The organism is Streptomyces sp. NPDC101151 (genome assembly GCF_044768335.1).
Classification (GTDB): Bacteria; Actinomycetota; Actinomycetes; order Streptomycetales; family Streptomycetaceae; genus Streptomyces.
In genome coordinates this window covers 340714-363450 of sequence record NZ_JBIWPP010000005.1, presented here as the reverse complement: position 1 = coordinate 363450, position 22737 = coordinate 340714, and the positions used below count along the sequence as shown (strand labels likewise).

At 71.9% G+C, this 22737-nt stretch carries 17 protein-coding genes and 2 tRNA genes; 8 read left to right on the top strand and 11 right to left on the bottom strand.

Annotation, left to right across the window (positions count from 1 at the left end; all coding sequences use genetic code 11):
* Window positions 1-56 precede the first annotated feature (56 nt).
* The 4 genes from ACIRU3_RS12535 to ACIRU3_RS12520 all read left to right on the top strand — a co-directional run bounded on the left by ACIRU3_RS12535 (window position 57) and on the right by ACIRU3_RS12520 (window position 4627).
* Window positions 57-551: a MarR family winged helix-turn-helix transcriptional regulator gene (locus ACIRU3_RS12535; RefSeq protein WP_404055263.1), complete on the top strand. Its 495-nt coding sequence runs from the start codon at window positions 57-59 to the stop codon at window positions 549-551.
* Between the two features lie 13 nt (window positions 552-564).
* On the top strand, window positions 565-3105 hold the full coding sequence (locus ACIRU3_RS12530; RefSeq protein ID WP_404055261.1) for an MFS transporter: 2541 nt from the start codon (window positions 565-567) through the stop codon (window positions 3103-3105).
* Between the two features lie 94 nt (window positions 3106-3199).
* Window positions 3200-4021: a YceI family protein gene (locus ACIRU3_RS12525; RefSeq protein WP_404055259.1), complete on the top strand. Its 822-nt coding sequence runs from the start codon at window positions 3200-3202 to the stop codon at window positions 4019-4021.
* 123 nt (window positions 4022-4144) lie between these two features.
* Window positions 4145-4627 (top strand): PPOX class F420-dependent oxidoreductase, encoded by a 483-nt coding sequence (locus tag ACIRU3_RS12520; RefSeq protein ID WP_404055257.1) that lies wholly within the window; start codon window positions 4145-4147, stop codon window positions 4625-4627.
* Here the strand turns inward: ACIRU3_RS12520 and ACIRU3_RS12515 are convergent.
* The 9 genes from ACIRU3_RS12515 to ACIRU3_RS12475 form a co-directional block, all read right to left on the bottom strand.
* Complete coding sequence (locus ACIRU3_RS12515) at window positions 4624-5382, bottom strand: TetR/AcrR family transcriptional regulator (RefSeq protein WP_404055255.1); 759 nt, start codon at window positions 5380-5382, stop codon at window positions 4624-4626. The genes ACIRU3_RS12520 and ACIRU3_RS12515 overlap by 4 nt on opposite strands.
* A 199-nt stretch (window positions 5383-5581) precedes the next feature.
* On the bottom strand, window positions 5582-7000 hold the full coding sequence (locus ACIRU3_RS12510; protein WP_404055253.1) for an MFS transporter: 1419 nt from the start codon (window positions 6998-7000) through the stop codon (window positions 5582-5584).
* 47 nt (window positions 7001-7047) lie between these two features.
* Window positions 7048-9291: an ArnT family glycosyltransferase gene (locus tag ACIRU3_RS12505; protein WP_404055251.1), complete on the bottom strand. Its 2244-nt coding sequence runs from the start codon at window positions 9289-9291 to the stop codon at window positions 7048-7050.
* A complete protein-coding gene (locus ACIRU3_RS12500) occupies window positions 9288-10784 on the bottom strand; it encodes a glycosyltransferase (RefSeq protein WP_404055249.1) in 1497 nt (498 codons plus the stop codon). The genes ACIRU3_RS12505 and ACIRU3_RS12500 overlap by 4 nt, the downstream gene beginning before the upstream one ends.
* A gap of 14 nt (window positions 10785-10798) precedes the next feature.
* Window positions 10799-12451, bottom strand: coding sequence for an ATP-binding protein (locus ACIRU3_RS12495; protein WP_404055248.1), 1653 nt, complete (start codon window positions 12449-12451; stop codon window positions 10799-10801).
* Window positions 12448-13188 carry a response regulator transcription factor gene (locus ACIRU3_RS12490; protein WP_236053546.1) on the bottom strand — a complete coding sequence of 247 codons (741 nt, stop codon included), beginning with the start codon at window positions 13186-13188 and terminating at the stop codon, window positions 12448-12450. Before ACIRU3_RS12490 ends, ACIRU3_RS12495 begins: the two co-directional genes overlap by 4 nt.
* 100 nt (window positions 13189-13288) lie before the next feature.
* Window positions 13289-13651, bottom strand: a complete 363-nt coding sequence (locus ACIRU3_RS12485; protein WP_404055246.1) for an antibiotic biosynthesis monooxygenase family protein — start codon at window positions 13649-13651, stop codon at window positions 13289-13291.
* Between the two features lie 111 nt (window positions 13652-13762).
* Window positions 13763-14635: a DUF2797 domain-containing protein gene (locus ACIRU3_RS12480; protein WP_404055244.1), complete on the bottom strand. Its 873-nt coding sequence runs from the start codon at window positions 14633-14635 to the stop codon at window positions 13763-13765.
* A 72-nt stretch (window positions 14636-14707) separates the two neighbouring features.
* Window positions 14708-15082, bottom strand: a complete 375-nt coding sequence (locus ACIRU3_RS12475) for an HGxxPAAW family protein (RefSeq protein WP_404055242.1) — start codon at window positions 15080-15082, stop codon at window positions 14708-14710.
* Window positions 15083-15165: 83 nt separating this feature from the next.
* On the opposite strand from ACIRU3_RS12475, the gene ACIRU3_RS12470 reads away from it, so the two are divergent.
* Both ACIRU3_RS12470 and ACIRU3_RS12465 read left to right on the top strand, forming a co-directional pair.
* Window positions 15166-15657, top strand: coding sequence for a MarR family winged helix-turn-helix transcriptional regulator (locus tag ACIRU3_RS12470; RefSeq protein ID WP_404055240.1), 492 nt, complete (start codon window positions 15166-15168; stop codon window positions 15655-15657).
* Between the two features lie 279 nt (window positions 15658-15936).
* On the top strand, window positions 15937-16797 hold the full coding sequence (locus tag ACIRU3_RS12465; protein WP_404055239.1) for a DUF5707 domain-containing protein: 861 nt from the start codon (window positions 15937-15939) through the stop codon (window positions 16795-16797).
* 74 nt (window positions 16798-16871) lie between these two features.
* Here ACIRU3_RS12465 and ACIRU3_RS12460 read toward each other — a convergent pair.
* Together ACIRU3_RS12460 and ACIRU3_RS12455 are read right to left on the bottom strand one after the other, a co-directional pair.
* Window positions 16872-16944, bottom strand: a tRNA-Arg gene (locus ACIRU3_RS12460).
* Between the two features lie 208 nt (window positions 16945-17152).
* A tRNA-Ser gene (locus ACIRU3_RS12455) sits at window positions 17153-17243 on the bottom strand.
* A gap of 182 nt (window positions 17244-17425) precedes the next feature.
* On the opposite strand from ACIRU3_RS12455, the gene ACIRU3_RS12450 reads away from it, so the two are divergent.
* Window positions 17426-17905, top strand: a complete 480-nt coding sequence (locus tag ACIRU3_RS12450) for an SSI family serine proteinase inhibitor (protein WP_404055237.1) — start codon at window positions 17426-17428, stop codon at window positions 17903-17905.
* Between the two features lie 278 nt (window positions 17906-18183).
* Window positions 18184-22620 (top strand): PAS domain-containing protein, encoded by a 4437-nt coding sequence (locus ACIRU3_RS12445; protein ID WP_404055235.1) that lies wholly within the window; start codon window positions 18184-18186, stop codon window positions 22618-22620.
* Window positions 22621-22737: the final 117 nt, after the last annotated feature.

Below are 22737 nucleotides of genomic sequence, written 5' to 3'. Positions count from 1 at the left end.
CCTGCAGCAACCAACCGCCTCTATGGTTGCCCCAAGCAACGAATGCGGGAGGTGTGATGGCCGAGCGGCCGCAGTTTGAAGAGCTGGCGCGTCAGCTCAGTGCCGTCGGAGCCGTGAAACGGGACCTGGGGCGGATCCTGCCGCCCGACTGCCCGACCGGCTCGGCCGCCGTGCTGACCCTGCTCGGCAGCCACGGCGACATGCGCATGAGCAAGCTCGCCGAGCTGCTGTCCGTGGACATGTCGGTCACCAGCCGGCATGTCGCGCACGTCGCCGCGCGCGGCTGGATCGAGCGGTCACCGGACCCCGCGGACAAGCGCTCGCGCATCCTGCACCTGACCCCCGCGGGTCTGGAGCAGCTCCACGAGCTGTCCCGGCGGACCACCCATCTGCTCGCCGACCGGCTGAGCGACTGGACCGACGAGGAGGTCGGCCAGCTCATCCGGCTGATGACGCGCCTGCGCGCCAGCTTCGGCGACTGCCGCTCCGCCCCTCCGCGGCCGCCCGCACCCGTAGTCCAGGAAACCACCCGTACACCCGCAAACACGTAAGAAAAGGAAGCCCATGGCAACGACCACACCAGCCGGTGTGCGGGCTCACGCCAAGCACGGGGGAGGCGCAGACCACGCCCCGATGACGCACCGGCAGATCATGGAGGCCCTGTCCGGGCTGCTCCTCGGCATGTTCGTGGCGATCCTGTCGTCCACGATCGTCTCCAACGCTCTGCCGCACATCATCGGGGACCTCGGCGGCGGTCAGTCCGCCTACACCTGGGTGGTCACCTCGGCCCTGCTGTCGATGACCGCAGCCACTCCCCTGTGGGGCAAGCTCGCCGACCTGTACAGCAAGAAGGCGCTCGTCCAGATAGCCCTGATCATCTACGTCGTCGCCTCGATGGCGGCGGGCCTGTCGCAGAACCCCGGCATGCTCATCACCTTCCGGGTGTTCCAGGGCATCGGCGTCGGCGGTCTGTCCGCGCTGGCACAGATCGTCATGGCGGCGATGATCTCCCCGCGCGAGCGCGGCCGCTACTCCGGCTACCTCGGCGCCACCTTCGCCGTCGCCACCGTCGGCGGCCCGCTGCTCGGCGGTGTCATCACCGATACCTCCTGGCTGGGCTGGCGCTGGTGCTTCTACGTCGGTGTCCCCTTCGCGATCATCGCGCTGATCGTGCTGCAGAAGACCCTGCACCTGCCCGTGGTCAAGCGGGACGTCAAGGTCGACTGGGGCGGCGCGTTCCTGATCTCCGCGGCCGTGTCGGTGCTGCTGGTCTGGGTCACCTTCGCCGGTGACAAGTACGACTGGGTGTCCTGGCAGACCTACGCGATGGTCGGCGGCTCGATCGTGCTCGGCGCCCTCTTCATCCTGGTCGAGGCCAAGGCCGACGAGCCGATCATCCCGCTGCGTCTGTTCCGCAACCGCACCATCACGCTGGCGTCCCTCGCCTCGCTGTTCGTCGGTGTCGCGATGTTCAGCGGCACGGTGTTCTTCAGCCAGTACTTCCAGCTGGCCCGCGACAAGTCCCCGACGATGTCCGGCGTCCTGACGATCCCGATGATCGGCGGTCTGTTCATCTCCTCGACCGTCTCGGGTCAGTTCATCACCCGCACGGGCCGCTGGAAGGCGTGGCTGGTCAGCGGTGGCGTGCTGGTGACGGCCGGACTGCTGCTGCTCGGCGGCATCCGGTACGACACCGACTACTGGAAGATGGCCATCTTCATGGCCCTGCTGGGCCTCGGCATCGGCATGATGATGCAGAACCTGGTCCTCGCCACGCAGAACCAGGTGGCGCCCTCCGACCTCGGCTCGGCCAGCTCCACGGTCACCTTCTTCCGCTCCCTCGGCGGTGCGGTCGGCGTCTCCGCGCTCGGCGCGGTGATGGCCCACCGGATCACCGACTACGTCAAGGACGGCATCCCCGCCCTCGCCCCGAAGTACCAGGCCGCCCTCGCCGGTTCGAGCTCCACCGACAGCATCCCGGAGATGGACAAGCTGCCGCTCCCGCTGCGCACGCTGCTGGAGAGCGCCTACGGCCACGGCATAGCCGACGTCTTCTTCATCGCCGGCTGCCTCGCCGCCATCGCCTTCCTGATCACGCTGTTCATCAAGGAGGTCCCGCTGAAGACGCAGGGCGCCCTGGCCCAGGCTGCCGAGGCCAAGGCCCCGGCAGCCGCCCCCGTCGAGCACACCCTGGAGGAGTCGGTGCAGGAATCCGCCCCTGAGCAGGTGCCCGCCTGGGCCGAGCCCGCCGTCCCGGCGAACGACATCTTCGAGGCACCGGCCACCGCCACCGCCGTCCAGCAGCTCACCGCTGTCGCCACGGTCGCCGAACCCGGCGCCGGCGGCGGCACCCCGGTACACGGCTTCGTCCGCGGCGCCGAGAGCGTCCCGGTCCCGCAGGCCGCGGTCACCCTGATATCCCTCTCCGGCCGCCAGCTGGGCCGCTCGGTCGCCCAGGCCGACGGTTCCTACGGACTGGACGCGCCGGGCACGGGCTCGTACGTGCTGATCGCCTCCGCCGACGGCTACCAGCCGCAGGCCGCCACGATCGTGGTGGGCGAGGAGCCGCTGCCGTACGACATCCTGCTCAGCGGCACCAGCGGACTGACCGGTGTGGTCCGGGCGGCCGGGAGCGCGCTGCCGGTCAAGGACGCGATGGTGATCGTCACCGATGTGCGCGGGGATCTGCTGGCCACCGCGGCCAGTGGTGAGCAGGGCGAGTTCGCCTTCACCGAGCTGGTGCCGGGCGTGGTGACCGTCGCGGTGAACGCGGCCGGGTACCGCCCGCGGGCCCTGCCGGTCGAGATCGGCGCCACCGGTGTCACCCGGATCGAGGTCGCCCTGGACGCCGGCGCCCAGCTGCAGGGTGTCGTCCGGGCCCCGTACGGACCGCTGGCCGACGCTCGCGTGACCCTCGTGGACGCGGCGGGCAACGTGGTCGGCACGTCCACCACCGGGACGGACGGGGCGTACGCATTCACCGACCTGGACAACGGCGAGTACACCGTCATCGCGACGGGCTACCCGCCGGCGGCCACCGCGCTGACCGTCACCGGTGCCGGAGTCGACGGCCACGACATCGAACTCGCCCACCCCGGCGAGTAGTCCACCTCCGGCCCGTGGTGCGCGCACCGCCATGCGCGCACCACGGGCCGGACTTCTTATGACCAATTTGTAAGCCTTTGCAGGGAGAAACGGGATGGGACTGACCGCGAGGATCCGTACCCGGGACGGATGGGCCGTGTCGCACGCGGTCGTCACGGTGACCGACATGACCGGTTCGCAGGTGCTGCGGGCCGAGGCCGACGCCGAGGGAGCCGTACGGGACGTCACCGAGCTGGCGCCTGGGCCGTACACGGTGATCGTGACCGCCGTCGGGTACGCGCCCGCCGCCTCCAGCGCGATCGTCACCGCCGCCGGGCGGGCCGAGGTCGGCACGGTGACCCTGGCCCGGCAGGGCGGCACGGAACTGCCGCCGCCCGGACCCTGGACCATCGACCCGGTGCACTCCTCCGTCGCCGCCGTCGCCCAGCACCTGGGCATCTCCAGCGTGCACGGCCGGTTCGCGGAGTTCGGCGGGAGCATCGAGATCGCCCCGGACGACGTCACCAAGTCCCGTGTGGAGGCGGTGATCCGGTCGGCGTCCGTCGACACCGGAAACGGGATGCGCGACACCCATCTGCGGTCCGCGGACTTCCTCGACGTCGAGCGGCATCCGGAGATCACCTTCCGCTCGGCCGGCCTGACCCAGGCCGGCCCGGACCGCTGGACGGTCCACGGCGAGCTGGCGATGCACGGGGTCCTGCGGCCGGTCGACCTGGACCTGGCCTACCTCGGCACCGGCCCCGATCCGTGGGGTGGCACCCGCGCCGCCTTCCGCGCCACCACCGAACTGCACCGCGAGGACTTCGCGATGAACTACAACCAGGTCCTCCAGGCGGGCATCGCCGCCATCGGCACCACCCTCAGGGTCGAGCTGGACATCCAGGCGGTGCAGGGCGACGCCCTGCCCACCGCCTGAGGCGAGGAGAGGTGCGCCGGGACGTCCTCCCGGCGCACGACGGCCCGTCCGCGGCGCCGACATCCTGAGCCCGAGCCCGACAGGGTCGGGCTGACCGGGCCGTCCTCGCCCTAGGCTGCGCCCATGGCACCGAACATCGCGACGAACACCCGTGTATCGCTGGACGACCTGCTGGACTTCGTACGCCCCCGCCACCGCGCCATCCTGCTCACCCGCCGGGCCGACGGCAGCCCCCAGGCCTCCCCGCTGACCTGCGGGGTCGACGACTCGGGCCGGATCGTGGTCTCCACCTACCCCGAGCGCGCCAAGACCCGCAACGCCAAGCGGGACGCGCGGGTCAGCCTGCTCGTCCTCAGCGACGAGTGGAACGGCCCCTGGGTCCAGGTCGACGGCACCGCCGAGGTCGTCGACAGCCCCGACTCCGTGGCGCCCCTGGTGGAGTACTACCGCAACATCGCCGGCGAACACCCCGACTGGGACGAGTACCGCGAGGCGATGGTCAAGCAGGGAAAATCCATCATCCGGGTGACACCCGAACGGTGGGGACCCGTGGCGACCGGGGGGTTTCCGGCCCGGCTGGTGGCCGGGGATCAGGGCCTGTCCTAGCCCCGCTCGACCATCGCCTCGATCCCGGCCACCAGCAGGTCCAGGGCGAAGGTGAAGTCCCGGTCGAGCATCTCCTCGACCGTGTCACCGCCGCGGGCCGCCATGATGTCCTTGGACTCCTCGACGACGTCGGCGGTCTGCGGGGACTCGGACACCGCGCTCATGACGGTGCGGAAGTACTCGTCCGGGGTCATGCCGGCGGCCGCGACCCGGTCGGCGAAATGGCCCTGGATGGTGCCGTAGCCGTAGACGAACTGGAAGACGGCGGAGATGGCGCCCGTGATGCCGTGTGCGGGCAGCCCCGAGCCGCGGACCACCTGCTGCACGCGCCGCGAGAAGGCGAGCGAGTTGGGCCCGATGTTGAGGTACCGCCCGGCGAGCGGCGACAGCCAGGGGTGGCGGACGAGGAGCAGGCGGTATTCGGTGGCCAGGCTGCGCAGCTGGTCGCGCCAGTCCTCGCCCTCGCCCTCCGGCTCGGGCAGCCGCAGCTCGCCGTAGGCCGCGTCCAGGGCGAGTTCGAGCAGGTCGTCCTTGGTGTCGACGTACCAGTACAACGACATCGCGGTGACGTTCAGCTCACCGGCCAGCCGCCGCATGGAGAACTTCGCCAGTCCCTCGGCGTCCAGCAGCCGCACGCTCACGGTGGTGATCCGCTCCCGGTCGAGCCCCGAGGGCTGCGCGCTGCGCCCACCGCGCCGCGCCTTCCCCTCCCACCACACGCTGTCCCGGGCCGACCGCGCATCCGCCTTCGCCATCGACGCACCTTTCCGGAGTTACGGCCACTTCTCACGATGCCAGAAGTCTCCCAAGGGGCTCGGGGCCGTGTCGATCTGCGGCCCGGCCGCGCGGGCGCGACCAGCCACAGCCGACCCGCCGCCGCACGCACATCCATCCCGGGCCCCGAGGGGTGTCGTTCGGATCACCCCGGGTCCGCGGCGATCCGAACGACACCCCCTAGGCGAGACTCCGCTCCGCCCGCCGCAGAAGCCCCGCGGCGAGGAATCCCCCGAGCAGCACGGCGACGGCCCCCACCAGCTGACCGGTCCCCAGCCCGGCTGACAGCGACTCGCCCGAGGCCACGGAAGAGCTGAGCACAGCTCCCAGAACGGCAACCCCGAGCCCGTTCCCGAACTCGGCGAGCGTGCCGTTGATCCCGGCCCCCACTCCGGCCTTCTCCGGAGGAATCGCACTCATGATCGCGTGCGCCATCGCCGGATTGGCCACCGCACACCCCCCACCGATCAGCAGCAACCCCACCAGCGTCCCCGCATACCCCCCGGAGTCCAGCTCGGCTATGGACACCAGCCCCAGCGCCATCAGCACCATCCCGAGCGCGATCGACACCGGCGTCCCCATCCGCGTCGCCCACTTCGCCGACAGGCCGGTGAAGTTGAGCAGCACCACCGACAGCGCCAGCGGAGCCGTGCGCAGACCCGCCTCCAGCGGCCCGTACCCGAGCACGAACTGAAGGTGCTGGGTCAGCAGGAACAGCGCCCCGCCCATCCCGAAGGTGATGAGCACCGCCCCGGCGACCGCTCCGGTGAACCTGCGGTCGCGGAAGAAGTACAGGTCGAGCATCGGCGCGTCGACCCGGTTCTCCCAGTACGCGAAGAGTCCGAGCACCACGACCGCCACGGCGGCCGTACCGAGCACGCGCGGTGAGGTCCAGCCATGGCCCGGACCGGAGATGATCGCGAAGACGAGCGAGGCCATGCCGATGGTCGACAGCAGCGCGCCGAGCAGATCGGGGCGGTCGCCGCGGACCGGGGATCCGGGGGCGGCCCCCCGGGACGGCGCGGCCTTCGACTCGGGTACGAGGGCCACGACCGCGACCAGTCCCAGCATCGCGATCGGGATGTTGATCAGGAAGATCGCGCCCCACCAGAAGTGGCCGAGCATGAAGCCGCCGACGAGCGGGCCGGCCGCGAAGCCCAGCGCGTTGACCGCGCTCCAGATGCCGATCGCCTTCGGCTGTTCCTCGGACGGGAAGATCTGCATCGCCACGGCGAGCGTGGTGGTGAGCAGCAGGGCACCGCCGATGCCCATGCCGGCCCGGGCGGCGATCAGCCGGCCGGTGGAACCGGCGAGTCCGGCCGCCAGGGAACCGATGCCGAACAGGGCGAGCCCCGCGATCAGCATCTTCTTGCGGCCGTAGCGGTCGGCGGCGCTGCCCGCGGTGAGCAGCAGGCCGGACTGCACCAGTGAGTAGGCGTTGATCATCCACTGGATGTCGGAGGTGGCCGCGTGCAGCTCGCGGGTGAGCGAAGGGATGGCCACGTTGAGGACGGTGTTGTCGAGCAGCACGGTGAGCTGGGCGAGACAGATGACACCGAGGATCAGCCAGCGCCGGGGGTGACCTTGGGAAGCGGACATGCTGTACACCGTATAGCGGCCACTATACGGTGTACAGTCGATTTCTGTCAGCTGCGCTGCGTCAGGTCGTAGAAGGTGGCCGAACCGGCCGTCACCTTCTTGAAGTTGCTCTCGACCCATGAGGTGATCCGGGACGCCGTACCGCTGGCGTCGCCTCCCGCGCCACCGCCCATGCCGCCGCCGGCGATGAAGTAGTGGATCTTTCCGTCCGCCACGTACTTCTTGAACTCGGCCGGCGTCGGGGACGGGTCGGTGCCGTTGAAGCCGCCGATCGCCATCACCGGGTCACCGGTGGCCAGCTGGTAGCTCGCCGCGTTCTGGGAGCCGATGGAGGCGGCGACCCAGGTGTACTTGTCCGCGTCCGTCTCCAGCAGCTTCTTGGCCGCGGAGCTGACGTTCGCTCCGTTCAGCAGGCCGCCGGCGCCACCGCCACCGCCCGTACGGCCGCCTTCGCCCATGGCGCCGCCGCCCGGGAAGCCGTTGCCGTTCCGCTGGCCCTGACCCTGCCCCTGGCCGCCCTGCCCGTTGCCGTTCTGGCCCGGCATGCCGCCGCCGGGGAAGCCCTGGCCCTGCCCCGGCATGTTCCCGTTGCCGTTTTGCTGGCCCTGCTGGTTCTGCTGGCCCTGCTGGTTCTGCTGGCCCTGCTGGTTCTGCCCCGGCATTCCGCCGCCGAAGCCGCCGCGCATGCCCCCGCCGTTGCCGCCACCGGGCCGGCCGCCGCCGAAGCCCATCATGCTCGCGCCCGCCGGGCCGGCCGTCGGGATGGAGCCGGTGTGCGCGGAGTTCACCGTGCTGAGCGTGTACGCCGCCGGACCGGCGAGCGCGGCCAGCAGGCCCACCGCCGCCGCACCCAGAGCGAGCCGTCGCGCGAGGCGGCCGGCGAAGACCAGGCCGAACGCGGCCGCGAGCCCGCCGATCAGGACCAGCCACTTCAGCCAGGGCAGATAGCCGGAGGTGCGGTTGAGCAGGACGTAGCCCCAGGCCGCCGCGGCCACCACGGACGCGGCGAGCGTGAGGGACGCCCAGGTCTCCTTCCGCTTCTCCCACAGCAGCCCGGCGCCCATGCCGGTGACCGCCGCGACGTAGGGGGCGAGGGCCACCGTGTAGTACTGGTGGAAGATTCCCGCCATGTAGCTGAAGACCACCATGGTGATCAGCAGCGAGCCGCCCCACACCAGGAACGACGCGCGCGTGACGGACGTACGCCGTGCCTTCCGGGTCGCCCACAGGCCCGCGACCAGCAGGATCAGTGCGGCCGGGATCAGCCAGGAGATCTGGCTGCCGATCTCGGAACTGAACATCCGGTCCCAGCCGGTCTCGCCCCAGCGGCCGGTGCCGCCCGCCCCGCCACCGCCGCCGACGCTGCCGGTCTCGTCGCCGTTGATCCGGCCGAGGCCGTTGTAGCCGAAGGTCAGGTCCAGGAAGCTGTTGTTCTGCGAACCGCCGATGTAGGGGCGGGAGGAGGCCGGCCACAGCTCCACGATCGCGACCCACCAGCCGCCGGCCACGACGAGCGCGACGGTCGCGAGGCCGAGCTGCACCAGCCGCTTCATCGGCCTCACCGGACCGCAGACGGCGTAGACGATCGCCAGCGGCGGCAGGATCAGGAAGGCCTGCAGGGTCTTGGCGAGGAACGCGAAGCCGATCGCGACACCCGCCCACACCAGCCACCCGGTGCGCCCGTCCTCCACGGCGCGCACGACGAAGTAGCAGGCCAGCGACATCAGCAGAGCCAGCAGCGCGTCCGGGTTGTTGAACCGGAACATCAGCGCCGCGACGGGGGTCAGCGCGAGCACCGCGCCCGCGATCAGACCGGCCGCCGGGCCGGAGCGACGCCGTACCGCCGCGTACACGACCGCCACCGTGCCGACGCCCATGAGGACCTCGGGGGCGAGGATCGCCCACGAGTTCAGGCCGAAGATCCTGACCGACAGCTCCATCGGCCACATGAAGGCCGAGGGCTTGTCGACGGTGATGGCGTTGCCCGCGTCCAGCGAGCCGAAGAAGAACGCCTTCCAGGACTTGCTGCCCGCCTGGACGGCCGCCGAGTAGAAGGAGTTGGCGTAGCCGGAGGCGCTCAGGTCGTACAGGTAGGTGACCAGGGTGACGGCCAGCAGACCGAGGAAGGCCGGGCGTGCCCAGCGCGGGTCCTCGGGGCGGCCGCGCCACAGTCTGCGGGTGAAGGGCTGCCCGGGCTCACCGGATCCGGGGGCCTGCGGGGGCGTCGTGGGCGGCGGTCCCCAGGCCCCGGGGGTGTCCTGCGGGGCGGGCCGGTCGTAGTGGGTGGTCATCGGGGGTCCCCCGGGTCGGTGTCGTGAGGGCGCACCGGCTGCAGCCGCATGGTGGCGTCCCTCCAGCTGCCGTCCGCGGCCTCACCGGCGCGGACCTGGGTGGTCGGGTACGGGTCGTACGACGGGTACGGCGCCGGGCGCTGCGGAAACGGCCCGTCGGGCCGGTACGGCACGGTCGTCGTGCGGGTCGGAAACGACGTTGAGGACGGTGAGGACGGGGTGTGCGCGGCGGCCACCGTCGAACCGCCGGACTCCTGGTGGTCCGGGAACACCCAGGCGCGGAAGAGCAGGAAGCGCAGCACGGTCGCCGCGAGGTTGGCGGCGATGAGCACCGCCACCTCGGTGGAGTGCGCCGGGTTGCCGGTGGCCGCGTTCAGGGCGGCCAGGGAGCCGCTGGTCAGGGCGAGTCCGATGCCGAAGACCACCAGGCCCTGCGCCTGGTGCCGTACGGCTCCGCCCCGGCCCCGCACCCCGAAGGTCAGGCGGCGGTTGGCGGCCGTGTTGGCGACCGCCGAGACGAGCAGGGCGAGCGCGTTGGCGACCTGTGCGCCGGAGAACTGGCGGAAGCCGCTGTAGAGCAGGAGGTAGAAGAGGGTCGACAGGCCGCCCACGACGCAGAACCCGACGAGCTGGCGGGCGAGCCCCGTGGGCACGTCCTGGATCTCGCGGTCGCGCGGGTCGTCGCCGAAGGGCCGGGTGAGCCGGTCCAGCGGCAGCGAACCGGTGCCCAGGGCCCTGCCGATGCGCCACACGCCCTTGAGGTCGTCGGTGGCCGTCTTCACGATGTGCACGGTCGAGTCCGGGTCGTCGACCCAGTCGACCGGCACCTCGTGAATCCTCAGCCCCGCCCGCTCGGCGAGTACCAGCATCTCGGTGTCGAAGAACCAGCCGGTGTCCTCCACCAGCGGCAGCAGCACCTGGGCGACATCGCGCCGGATCGCCTTGAAGCCGCACTGCGCGTCCGAGAAGCGGGCCTGCAGGCTGCCGCGCAGGATCATGTTGTAGGCCCGGCTGATGAACTCCCGCTTGGGGCCGCGCACCACCCGGGAGGTACGGGCGAGCCGGGAGCCGATCGCGAGGTCCGAGTGGCCCGAGATCAGTGGCGCCACCAGCGGCAGCAGGGCGTTGAGGTCGGTGGACAGGTCGACGTCCATGTACGCGAGGATCGGTGCGTCGGACGCGGACCAGACGGTCCTGAGGGCGCGTCCGCGGCCCTTCTGCTCCAGCCGGAAGTTGGCGACCTCGGGGATCTCCGCCTCCAGCCGGGCCGCCACCAGGGGCGTGCTGTCCGTGGACGCGTTGTCCGCGATCGTGATGCGGAAGGCGTACGGGAAGGTGCGCGTGAGGTGCTCGTGCAGTCTGAGCACGCACGGGTGGAGGTCCTTCTCCTCGTTGTAGACGGGGATCACTACGTCCAGGACAGGCGTACCGGCGTTTCCGGCCGGGAGGTGCTCCCGCGCCGGCAGGGTGCCGGGAGAAGAGTCGGTTCGCATGGAACCGACTTTGGTCAGGCGCCCTGTCGCACCCATGTGGTGGCACTGTGCTGTGCCTGTGAGTGCGATGGCCGGCCCGTTCCGGGGGCCGGCTGCGGCACGGCCGGGACGTGCGCGGGCAGATGCACGGTGAACACCGTCCGCCCCGGAACGCTGTCCACGGTCACGGCACCGCCGTGAGCGGCCGCGACGGCCTGCACGATGGCGAGGCCGAGCCCGGTGGAGCCGGTGGAGCGGGAGCGCGCGGAGTCCCCGCGCGCGAACCGCTCGAAGACGTGCGGCAGCAGGTCCGGAGGGATCCCCTGTCCGTTGTCCTCGACGTCGATGCACAGCCACGGCCCGCGCCGCTGCACGCGGGCGGTGACCGTCGTACCGGGCGGGGTGTGGTTGCGGGCATTGCCCAGCAGATTGACCAGCACCTGTTGCAGGCGCGCCGCGTCCGCGGAGACGAGGGCCGGTTCGTCGGGCAGGTCGAGCCGCCAGTTGTGGTCCATGCCGGCCGCGCGGGCGTCGCTGATGGTGTCCACGACGAGCGGAACGAGGTCGGTCTGCTCGAACTGCAGCGGCCGTCCGGCGTCCAGCCGGGCGAGCAGCAGCAGGTCCTCGACCAGCAGGGTCATCCGCCCGGCCTCGGACTCGATCCGCCCGAGGGCGTGCCGGGTGTCGGGCCCGACCTGCTCTCTCCCGCGCCGGGTCAGCTCGGCGTACCCGCGGATGGAGGCGAGCGGAGTCCGCAGCTCATGACTGGCGTCGGCGACGAACTGCCGTACCCGCGTCTCGCTCTGCTGCCGGGCGTGCAGGGCGCCGTGCACATGGTCGAGCATCCGGTTGAGCGCGGCGCCGACCTGTCCGACCTCGCTGTGCGGATCGCACTCCGACTCCGGGACCCGCTCGCTGAGGTTCACCTCGCCGGTGTGCAGGGGGAGTTCGGAGACCCGGGTGGCGGTGGCGGCGACCTTGCGCAGGGGGCGGGTGGCCAGGCCGACGATGACGGTGCCGGCGAGGGAGGCGGCGAGCAAGCCCGCCACGGTGACACAGACCTCCACCACGATCAGGGTGTCGATGTTGTCGTCGACGTCCTTGGTGGGCAGGGCGACGTAGTAGGCGTCTCCGCTGCCGTCCGGACTCACCTTGTAGCGGACGAGGTAGTCCCCGAGGCCGGGCAGCTCCACCGAGTGCCGGTTGTCGTCCTTCGGCACCTCGGCGAGCGCGCGCTTCTGCGCGGCGCTGAGAGCGACGGTGCCCATCTTCCCGAACCCGCCGTCCTTCAGCTGAACGGCCTTGGCGGCGCTGGCGATCGATCCGCCGCGCACATACGCCGCGACGGTGCCGGGCTGCGTCGGGCCGTTGGTGAGCAGGCGCGCGATCCTTCCGCTCGGCGTCGTCGGGATCTTGGACAGGGAGCCGGGGCCGTCCGGGCCGCCGGGCTCCTTGCCGCCCTGGTCCTGCAGGTGGCCACCCGTCGCACGCATGGCGATGTCGGTCACCTTGTCGTTGAGCTGGTTGTAGAGGTGACTCCGCAGGGCGAGCGTGGTCACGGTGCCGATCACCGCACACACCACGGCGATCAGCACCACGGATGCGACGACCAGCCGGGTCCGCAGGGTGCGCGGCTGTCCCTGCCCCGCATGCCGCTTCTGCGGACGCGGCCGTCGTCGCCCGCTCATGACGCGGCGGGCTTGATCAGGTAACCGGCCCCGCGCCGGGTGTGGATCATGGGCTCCCGTCCGGCGTCGATCTTCCGCCGCAGATACGAGATGTACAACTCGACCACATTGGCCTGCCCGCCGAAGTCGTACGACCACACGCGGTCCAGGATCTGCGCCTTGCTGAGCACGCGCCGCGGATTGCGCATGAGAAAGCGCAGCAGCTCGAACTCGGTGGCGGTGAGATGGATGGACTCCCCGGCCCGCGAGACCTCGTGACTGTCCTCGTCCAGGGTCAGATCCCCCACGACGAGCACGGAGTCGGACCGGCGGTCGGCGGCTCCCGAGCGACGGATGAGTCCCCGCAGCCGGGCCACGACCTCTTCCAGGCTGAACGGCTTGGTGACGTAGTCGTCGCCGCCGGCGGTGAGTCCGGCGATACGGTCCTCCACGGCGTCCTTGGCGGTCAGGAACAGGACGGGCACGTCCGGCAGTTCGCGGCGCAGCCGCCCGAGGACGGCCAGCCCGTCCATGTCGGGCAGCATCATGTCCAGGACGACGGCGTCGGGCCGGAACTCGCGTGCGGTCTGAACGGCCCCTTGTCCGTCACCCGCACTCCTGATCTGCCAGCCCTCGTAACGAAGGGCCATGCTCAGCAGTTCGGTGATCGACAGCTCGTCGTCCACCACAAGCACTCGGACGGGGCTCCCGTCCGGCCTCAGCAGTTCGGTGCGCCCCTGGGGCGAGGTCGTGGTCATGGTGGACACCTTGTCGGGGCCCTCTGAGAACACGCTTTCACAAATCTGTGATTTCCCTGAGAAACACACAGGCGCCGCTCAGGGAACACCTGGGAACCGGTCACGTGCGCGTGAACCCGTGGCTGTGCTCGACCCGGGCGATGTGGATCACGTAGCGCTCGTACCACCGCTCGTGCCCGCGCCGCTTGGCGTCGGCGTGCTCGGGGTGCCTGCGCCACTCCTCGATGCCGGCCAGGTCCCGGAAGTAGGCGACGGAGACGGCGAGTCCGCCGGGGGTGTGGGCGAAGTCCTCACCGAGGAAGCCGGGGATCTGGCGTACGAGGGCGGAGAGGCGGCGGGCGGTGTCGGTGTACCCGTCGGGGTCGTGGCCGGTTCGGGTGGAGGTGAACACGACGACGTAGTACGGGGGTTCGTGGGCGGGCACGGGAACGGGACCGACAGGGGCAAGATGTTGTTCGCTCATGTCGCCACGATGACCGCGGCCGGTGCCACAGGTCCATGGACCTTGCCCGAAGGGATCCGTACGGGATCCAAGTCTTGACCTTCCGGCCTCGGACCGTGGCACCCGCGTCCGTCAGAACAGCCCGTCCTGCTCCCTCCTGAACTCCCTCACCGGGACGGTGAACGCGCCGGCCGCCTCGGGCAGCGGCTCCAGCTCCCATCCGGTCATCAGCCGCGTGTCGAGGACGACGACCCCGCGCCCGGCGACCGCCAGATGAAGATCGGGCCCGGCGGCCGCGACCAGCTCACCGCTGACGACCCCACCCGGGACGAGCTCGACGACGTCACCGACGGCTGCCGGTACGGCGGACAGACCGAAACGGCTCACATGGTCCACCGGTCGGCACGGCTCCCGGACCAACGACTCGGGCCACCCGTCGAGTACGACGGCCCGCGCGTGCAACTCCCGCACCTCGGCGGCCCGCTCACCCTCCGTCTCCGGCAGCGATGCCCGCACCGCCCGCTTCTCGGCGTACGGAATCCGGTCCGGGACCTGGAGGGCGGCCCGCAGCAGCTCCTCGGTACGCCGCGCGGCCATCAGCGGGCCGGTGCCCAGCCGGCTGAAGCAGACGGCACCCTGTTCGAGCAGTCGCGCCGAGCCGCGCTCGACGGCGGTGATGCCGACCTTGACCATGCCGGGTCCGAACCAGGCCAGATAGACGCGGTACGGCCGCGGATCATCGGCGATGGTGTCGGCGGCCACCGAATGGGCCCGGTCCAGCCGCGCGCACTCCTCGCACCGGGCACCCGTGCTCCGCGCGGACACCACGGACCGCATCGGACACGCATGTCCGCGGGCCCCCGCACATTGCCGCGCCGTCCCCTCCCCGACGGCGAACGCGACCCGTTTCCCCCACGGCAGCGCACTGCGCCGCCCGCCGTCCCACACCAGCACGGGGCCGTCAGACGTCCAGCGCAGTCCCGAGCATGTCCATCCGTGTGCCATCACTCGTGAGGGTAGAAGGTGGCGCTGACACTGCCCCGGGGGTGGGCGGGGATCCGTTCGCGGAAAGTACGTTCACTCGACCGGTGACAGAGGTGTCGATCCGGCCCGAGCCTCCCCGGGCGCCACGGGCACCGGTGCCGCGTCGGGCGCGGGCCGCCCCCGCCCCGCCAGCCGGCAGCTGACGCACCCTGGGTGTCCGCCCCGGGCCTGCGTGTCCCGGACCCGCAGGCCCCACTGGCCCCGCGGCCGTACCCCCGGCGGCTTGCCCCAGCCCGTCAGGTGTAGTGCCCATGTCACCAGGACGCTCGCGCCCACGATCGCCAGCCCGCCCACGAGGGCCGGCGTGGAGACCGCGCACACTCCCAGACCCACCAGACCGCTTCCGACGGTCGCGATACCGAAGCCGGTCCAGCCGGCGATCGTGTGACCCTCGTCGTACAGACTCATGCAGCCGCCTCCAGGGACGATACTCCCTCATGAACTAAGAAATTAGCCCCCCGAATATCTCACGAGCTAAGGGATTTAGAAAGATGGACGGCACGCCCCGACCGCCCGCCACCCCGGCACAGGCGCGGTCGGCGATGGACCACCTCATCGCCGCCCACCTGATCGGGCAGCAGGAACTGGCCCGGCGGCTGGGGCTGAACGTCACCGACCTCACCTGCTTCGCCTTCGTGCTGGAGGCGGGCGAGGAACTGCTCACCGCCGGCGACCTCGCGGCCCGCGCCCACGTGACCACGGGCGCGGTGACCGGCATCCTCAACCGCCTCGAACGCACCGGCTACGTCACCCGCCGCCCCGACCCCGCGGACCGCCGCCGGGTGCGTGTCGCCGCCGTTCCGACCGCGGTGGCCCGGGTCGAGGCGGTGTACGCGGGCCACTACGAACGCCTCACGGCCCTGTTCGCCGACTACTCCCCCGAGGAGCTGGCGATCATCACGGACTGGTTCACCCGGGCGACGGCACTGGCCCACGACTATCTGGAGAAGCTGAACAGGAACGACCCGGAAGAGGAGTGCTGAGCCGCATCAGCCGGCGCCGGCTCGACTACGTCGTTTCACCAGCCCGTCGGCAGCGACTCCTTCAAGCCCCACCCAGCCTCGCTCGCCGCGTTCCCGTTGGGGCAGCGCATCCCGGACGCCCACCGCTTCTGCGCCCGCGGGAGCGAGATCGCTCCACATCTCGTACAACCCTGCACCGCGACCGCAGGTCTGATCAGCCGAGTCACCAGACTCCTCGATCACTCGGGTACCACGAGACGACGACCCGAGGTACCCCTTCTCCTCCCGGAGAACAACAGCATGCGCATACGTGCCTTCGCGGCCGCCGCAGCTCTCACCGGCGCCCTGGCTCTCACCGCCGTCGCTCTGCCGAGCGCACAGGCGGCCGACGCCCCGCCCGTCACCAAGCCGGCCATCGGTTCCGTCTTCGGCAAGCAGGCGAAGTCGGCGTCCGCTGCGACCACCGCCTCCGTCAGCCCGACGGTCTCGAATGTCACCGTCAACGGCGGCAGGGCGATCGTGGCGGGTACAGCCACCGTGCAGAAGATCAACGTCTCGCTGACGGCCACGCACGCCTCCGGCATCCAGGATGCCTACATCGCCCTGTGGCACGGCGCCGACCCCAACCACGTCGACGGCTACCTGGGCCCGAACGAGGACGCGGCGAAATGCACCGCCACCACCGCCACCACGTCCACCTGCACGCTGACGATCACCGTCGACCCGAAGAGCGACCTGTACAAGAACGCCCTGGCGGGCGCCTGGCTCATCACGGCGGACGTGCTCGCCAAGGACGGCAGCATCTACGAGAACGTCTTCTACCACAACCACTACATCAAGCGGTTCTCCAAGCTCACGGTGAACGCGTCGCCGGAGCCGGTCAAGAAGGGCAAGACCCTCACCGTCACCGGCAAGCTGACCCGGGCCGACTGGGAGAGGGGCACGTACACGGGCTACGGCAACCAGAAGATCGCGCTGCAGTTCCGCAAGGCCGACAGCAACACGTACACCACCGTCAAGACGGTCACCGCCGACTCGACCGGCTACGTGAAGACCACCACCACGTCCACCACGTCGGACGGCTACTGGCGTCTGTACTACGGCGGCAGCGCGACGACTTCCTCCATCGCCGCCACAGGTGACTACGTCGACGTGCGGTAACCCGACGAGCGGCTTGCCGTCAACGCAAAAGCCAGAGGCCCTGTGGATCACTCCACAGGGCCTCTGGTCTGTTGTGCACTCGGCAGGATTCGAACCTGCAACCTTCTGATCCGTAGTCAGATGCTCTATCCGTTAAGCTACGAGTGCTTGTATTTTTCTGTTTTTCGTCTTCACTCCCGGCCCTTCCGGCCCGCTCGCGGCGACAGGAAGAACATTACATGACTGCCGCCGCCATGTGAAATCCGATTCACATACCCCTTGCGACCTGCGAAAACGCCGATCGGGCGGGGAGTGCGGGGGTGGCCTGGGAACGCCGAAGCCCCGGTCCTGGGGACCGGGGCTTCGGGATCAGGCGCGGAGGCGGAGGGATTTGAACCCTCGATGGGATTTGCGTCCCAAACCGCATTAGCAGTGCGGCGCCATAGACCGGACTAGGCGACGCCTCCAGCACAACCATTCACGCGAGCGCGCGACTGGTGCGTGCAGATGATGACACAGTCGAGCGCGGTGTCACCAATCGCCCCCCACGGTACTAGGCACGAGGCCCGCAGGGCAAAGGGCTTCCCCCGGCGAGGCGGCAGATGCGTGGCGGGCGCAACGAACCGGGCGCCCGGACGTTGGGCAGGGCATGCTCTCTGTCCTGTCGATCGTCCCGCGCGGCGCCCTCGTGTCGTCCCTCGCCGCCGTCTCCGTGTCGTCCCTGGCCGTCCTCGCCGCCGTACCCGCCGCGGCCGCGCCCGCCGTGCCCCCGCCGGTACGGCCCGAGGACCGGGCCGGCGATCACATCACCGTCGTCCTGCAGCACGCCGGCGCGGGGCAGGACGGGACGTACGAGGTGTCCTGTCACCCCGGAGCCGGGAGTCACCCGGACGTGGCGGGGGCCTGCCGCGCGCTCGACTCGAACACGCGCTGGGGGCGGGACACCTTCGCCCCGGTGGCCCCGGGCAGCACCTGCACCATGATGTACGGCGGCCCGGCCACCGCCCATGTCACCGGTACCTGGGCGGGACGCCCGGTCGACACCTCCTACGACCGCAGCAACGGATGCGAGATCGGGCGGTGGGACCGCCTGGTGCCCCTCCTGCCGCGGATCGGTGCGCCTTCGTAGGTGCTCCTCGGCGGACAACAGTCCTCTCGGCGGACATCACGGGCATCGTGAAGGTCCGGCGAAGGTCTCGCGGAGCCGAGGCCGGAACCGGACCCGGAACCGAGCACCCCCGGGCATACGGTCATACGTTCGCCATCACTTCCTCGTGCGACCTCCCTCTCATCCGGCGTCGCGAGCGCAACCCGAGCCCTTAGACTCCCTCGCGTGACACGTCGCGAGCCGGTTGGCAAGATGGCTCGAGCGGTCGGCAAGGTGCGGTAACAGGGAGGAAGCGTCTCGTGAGCAGCAGGCCATCCCGAGGCGCTGCTCGCCTCGCAGCCATACTCGACGCGCTGCCCGACGCGTTGGTCCTGGTCAACGCCAACGGAACCGTCGTCAACGCCAACACGATCGCCCTGGAGGCCTTCGAGGCGCCGGGCACCGCCCTCGTCGGGCGCGGGCTGCTCGATCTGCTGCCGCAGTTCGACTCCAGGCTGATCCCGGGCTCCATGCGACGGCCCGATCACATGGACCCGCAGGGCCGGACCAAGCCCACCCGGATGATCGCGCGGCGCACCGACGGGTCCGAGTTCCCGGTCGAGGTCACGAGCGCGAATCTGGAGAACGGGCAGCAGGCCTACGACGGTTACGGCTACACCGGCGACGAGCTGCTGATGATCGTCGTGCGGGACCTGTCCGGGACCGTGGACACCGAGGCCGAGCTGGCCCGCTCGCAACGGCAGACCGAGATGATCCTGCGGGCCGCGGCCGAGGGCGTCGTGGGCACCGACACCGACGGGCGGATCGTGCTCGTCAATCCGGCCGCCGCCCAGATACTGGGTTACCGGGCCGGTGAGCTGGGCGGCAAGGAGCTGCACGCCCTCGTGCTGCACTCGCGCGTCGACGGCACCCCCTTCCCGTACGACGAGTCTCCGCTCGCCGACACCCTGCGCTCCGGGCGCAAGCACCGGGTGCGCGGACAGGTGCTGTGGTCCAAGGGCAAGGGGCAGGTGGCGGTCGATCTGACCACCGCTCCCGTGCGCGACGGCGACCAGCTCGTCGGCGCCGTCATGACCTTCACGGACCGGCGGCCGTACGACACCCTCGCCGAGGAGAAGGCCGCGCTGGAGCAGGCGCACGCCGAGGAGCTGGAACGGCTCTCCGAGGAGCACGCCTCCGACCTGACCGCGCTGCGCCAGCAGCACGTCACCGAACTCGACGAACTGCGCGAGAAGCACCAGGAGGAGCTGGCGTCGGGCGAGGAGCGGTACGCCGCCCTCGGTGAGCGGGAGAAGGACCGGTTCGAGGCCCTCGCCGGGCGGCACGATCAGCTGCTCACGCTGCTCGCGCGGTCCCTGCGCGGCCCGCTCGACGAGCTGCGGCGCGAGCTGTCCGCCCTGGCCGCGGACGACGCCGGGCAGCTGTGGCCCGAGGCGAACCAGGTGCTGCATCACCTCTCCGCCGGGTACTCACGCATCACCACCCTCATCGACAACGTCCTCGGCTACCAGCGGCTGGACGCCGGCACGGAGGACATCACCCGTACGAAGGTCATGCTCGACGCCGTGGTCGCCGCCGGCGTGGACGGGGCCGTCGAGCTGATCGGGCCGGGGCGGGTGCAGTTCGCCGTGCACGCGCCACCCATCGAGGCCGAGGTCGACCCGCAGCGGCTCGCCACCGCGCTCGCGCATCTCGTCGCGGACGTGGCGGGCGTCGACGCCACCGGCAACACGCCCGTGTCCGCGGGCGGTTACCTGGACAACACCGTCGTGGTCGCGGCCGCGCAGCGCGGCGAGGTGGCACGGATCGAGGTGCGCGGGCCGTACGCCGGGGGAGACCCGGTGCACGAGCCGATGGTGCGCGGGATCGTGCGGGCGCACGGCGGTGTGCTGCAGACGCACGAGGTGCCGGGCATGAGCGGCAACGCCTATGTGCTCGAAGTGCCGCTCGGCGGTGGGGCCGGAGCGGTCGCCGCCCGGGTTCCGGACGCCGAGGACACCACGGCCGAGGGTGCCGCAGCCGCCGATCAGAGCACCGGCGGTGGGCGGCGGCGGGCCCGGCGCGCTTCCACTGACGCTTTCCTGGAGAGCGACACTCCCGCTGAGTCCGGTGACGGTGAGGCGGAGGCCCACTCGCCGACCGGGCGCCGCAGGCGTGCGGCGGCCGCCGTCGAGGCAGCCGCTCCGGTGGCGATCGAGGGCCCCGAGAGCGCGTCCGGTGGGACCGGACGGCGCCGTGGACGGCCCGCCGAGACCGGTGCCGATCCGGCTGAGGACGTGGCCGAGGGTGCCGTGATGACCGCGGCCGAGCATGCTGCCGGGACCGCCGCCTCGGGCAGCGGGCTCGGCGGCACCGTGCCGCCGCAGGGCGTGCCCGCGCCCACGGGCCGCCGTGCCCGGCGCGACTCCGGTGCACCGCAGGCCGCTCTGCCGCCCGCGCTGCCCGCGGCCGGTACGGAGACGGCTCAGCCCGCTGCGGACGAGAGCGAGCAGCCGACCGGGCGGCGCCGGCGTGCGCTGGCCGCCGCCGCTGAACGGGCCGCTGCGCAGGAGGCGGGGACCCGTACGGTCTTCGCCCTGCCCCCGGCCGAGGCCGACCGCTCACCCGCCTCCGCCGACGCGGCGGCGGGCAGGGGTGTGGCCGTGGCTCCGGGTGCGGATGCGCAGGTCCCGGTCCCTGGTCAGGTGCGGGTGCCCGCGCCCGTCGCGGGGGTTGCGGACGACGACGGCCGGCATGACGCCGTACCGCTCGACCAGGCCGAGGACCACACCCCGCCTCAGCCGCACCCCACGAACGCACCGACCGGCCGCCGTCGGCGGGCCGTGGCCCAGCCGGGCGAGGCGGCCGCCGCTCCCGGGGTGCCGGGCCACGTTCCCGGGGCTCCCGCCCAGGCCGTGCCGGCACTTCCGGCTCAGGCGACCGGGGCCCAGGCCGCCCTCGGGCAGCCGAGTCAGGTTCCGCAGGCGTCCCGGGCCGCCGCGGGTCGGCCGACCCCGGCCCAGGGCACGGTCACGCCGCCGGGTCCCGCAGGCCGGGCGGGCGTCGCGGCTCCGGCCGCCCCCGGTCGGCCGGCGGCCCTGCCCCGCGCCGCCGCGCCCGCGCAGGGAACCGCCGGTCAGGGCGTACCGGTGCCGCCCGGCCGGCCGATGCCGGCGCAGGTGGCTCCCGCACAGCCCGTACCCGCGCAGGCCCCGGGCCGGCCGGTGCCCGCGCAGGCCGCCGTCGGCCGGCCCGTGCCCGCGCAGACCCCCCAGGGCCAGCAGCCGCCCGCCGTACCCGCGCAGGGAACCGCCGGTCAGGGCGTACCGGTGCCGCCCGGCACCCCGACGGCACCCCAGCCCGCCCAGCCGCTCCCGGCCGAGGCGACCACCGGCCAGGTGCCGGTGGGCCGGACCGCGCCGGCCCCGGCCGCCGGCACCCCCGCGGCCGCGGTGCCCCAGCAGTGGCCCGGCACCGACGACACCTCCGGCGCGGGCGTCCGGGCCGCGCAGCCGGACACCCCGGCGCCCGGCACCCCGCTCCCCCCGGAGCACGCCGCCGTCCCGCCGGCGCGGGCGGCTCAGCCGCTGCCCGCCGAGGCCTCGGGGCCCGCGGTCGACCCGAACTCCACGCAGGGCCGGGCCATCAGCGTGCGCACGCTGGGACAGGGCGTGCCGTTCTCGCGGCAGGCCGCGCAGGTGCAGCAGCCGACGGCGACCCCGCCCCCGCACACGCCGGGCGGAGGCGGCCGACGGCGCAAGCTGGGAACACCGCCCGACCCGGCCGCGCGCACGGAGTCGCAGCCGGAGCAGGCGGCCCGTCCGCATCCGCCGGCCGAACAGCCGCCCGCGCAGCCCTCGCTCGCGGGGCAGTCCCGGCTCGCCCCCGCCACCGAGGGCGCCGGACGGTCGTACGCCATAGGCGCCCCGGACGCGGACGCGGCCGAGGGACCCGAACCGCTGGACGGTCCGGGCGGGGCCGTCGAGATCGCGGACCCCCCGCGCCTTCAGCCGCTGGACGACGAGCTGCCCCCGGAGCCGCTGGACAACCCGCGCCGGCTGCTGGTGTGGCCCGCGCCGGACGTGACGACCCAGCAGGCGCTGAGCGACCGCGGCTACCGGCCCGTCATCGTGCACTCCCGCGAGGAGGTCGACGCGCAGATCGCGGCCTTCCCCGCCGCGCTGTTCGTGGACCCCCTGACCGGGCCGATCACCCGCACCGCGCTGCAGTCACTGCGCCAGGCGGCGGTCGCGGCCGAGGTGCCGGTGCTGGTCACGGCCGGGCTCGGGCAGGCTACACGCGAGGCCGCCTACGGCGCCGACCCCGCCGTACTCCTGAAGGCGCTGGCGCCGCGCGACAGCGAGCAGCATCCGCCGCGGGTGCTGCTCATCGAGGAGCACGCGGAGATCGCGCTGGCGCTGACCTCGACGCTGGAGCGGCGCGGGATGCAGGTGGCGCGGGCCGCGAACGACAACGACGCGGTGACGCTGGCGGGGCAGTTGCGGCCGAACCTCGTGGTGATGGACCTGATGCAGGTGCACCGGCGACAGGCCGGGTACACCGGGATCATCGACTGGCTGCGCTCGAACGGGCAGCTCAACCGCACCCCGCTCGTCGTCTACACCGCCGCCGTCGACCAGGCCGACCTGCCGCGGCTGGCGTCCGGCGAGACGGTGCTGTTCCTCGCGGAGCGGTCCACCAGCAGCGACGTGCAGAGCCGGATCGTCGACCTGCTGGCGCGGATCGGTACGAACTAGGGCCGCGGCAGGCGACGTCTGCCTGTCGGGCGGGTGGGTCGACGCGGTGCCGGGGACATGCCCGGTGCCGGGGAGACAGCCGGTGCCGGGGAGACAGCCGTGCCGGAGACGTGGCCC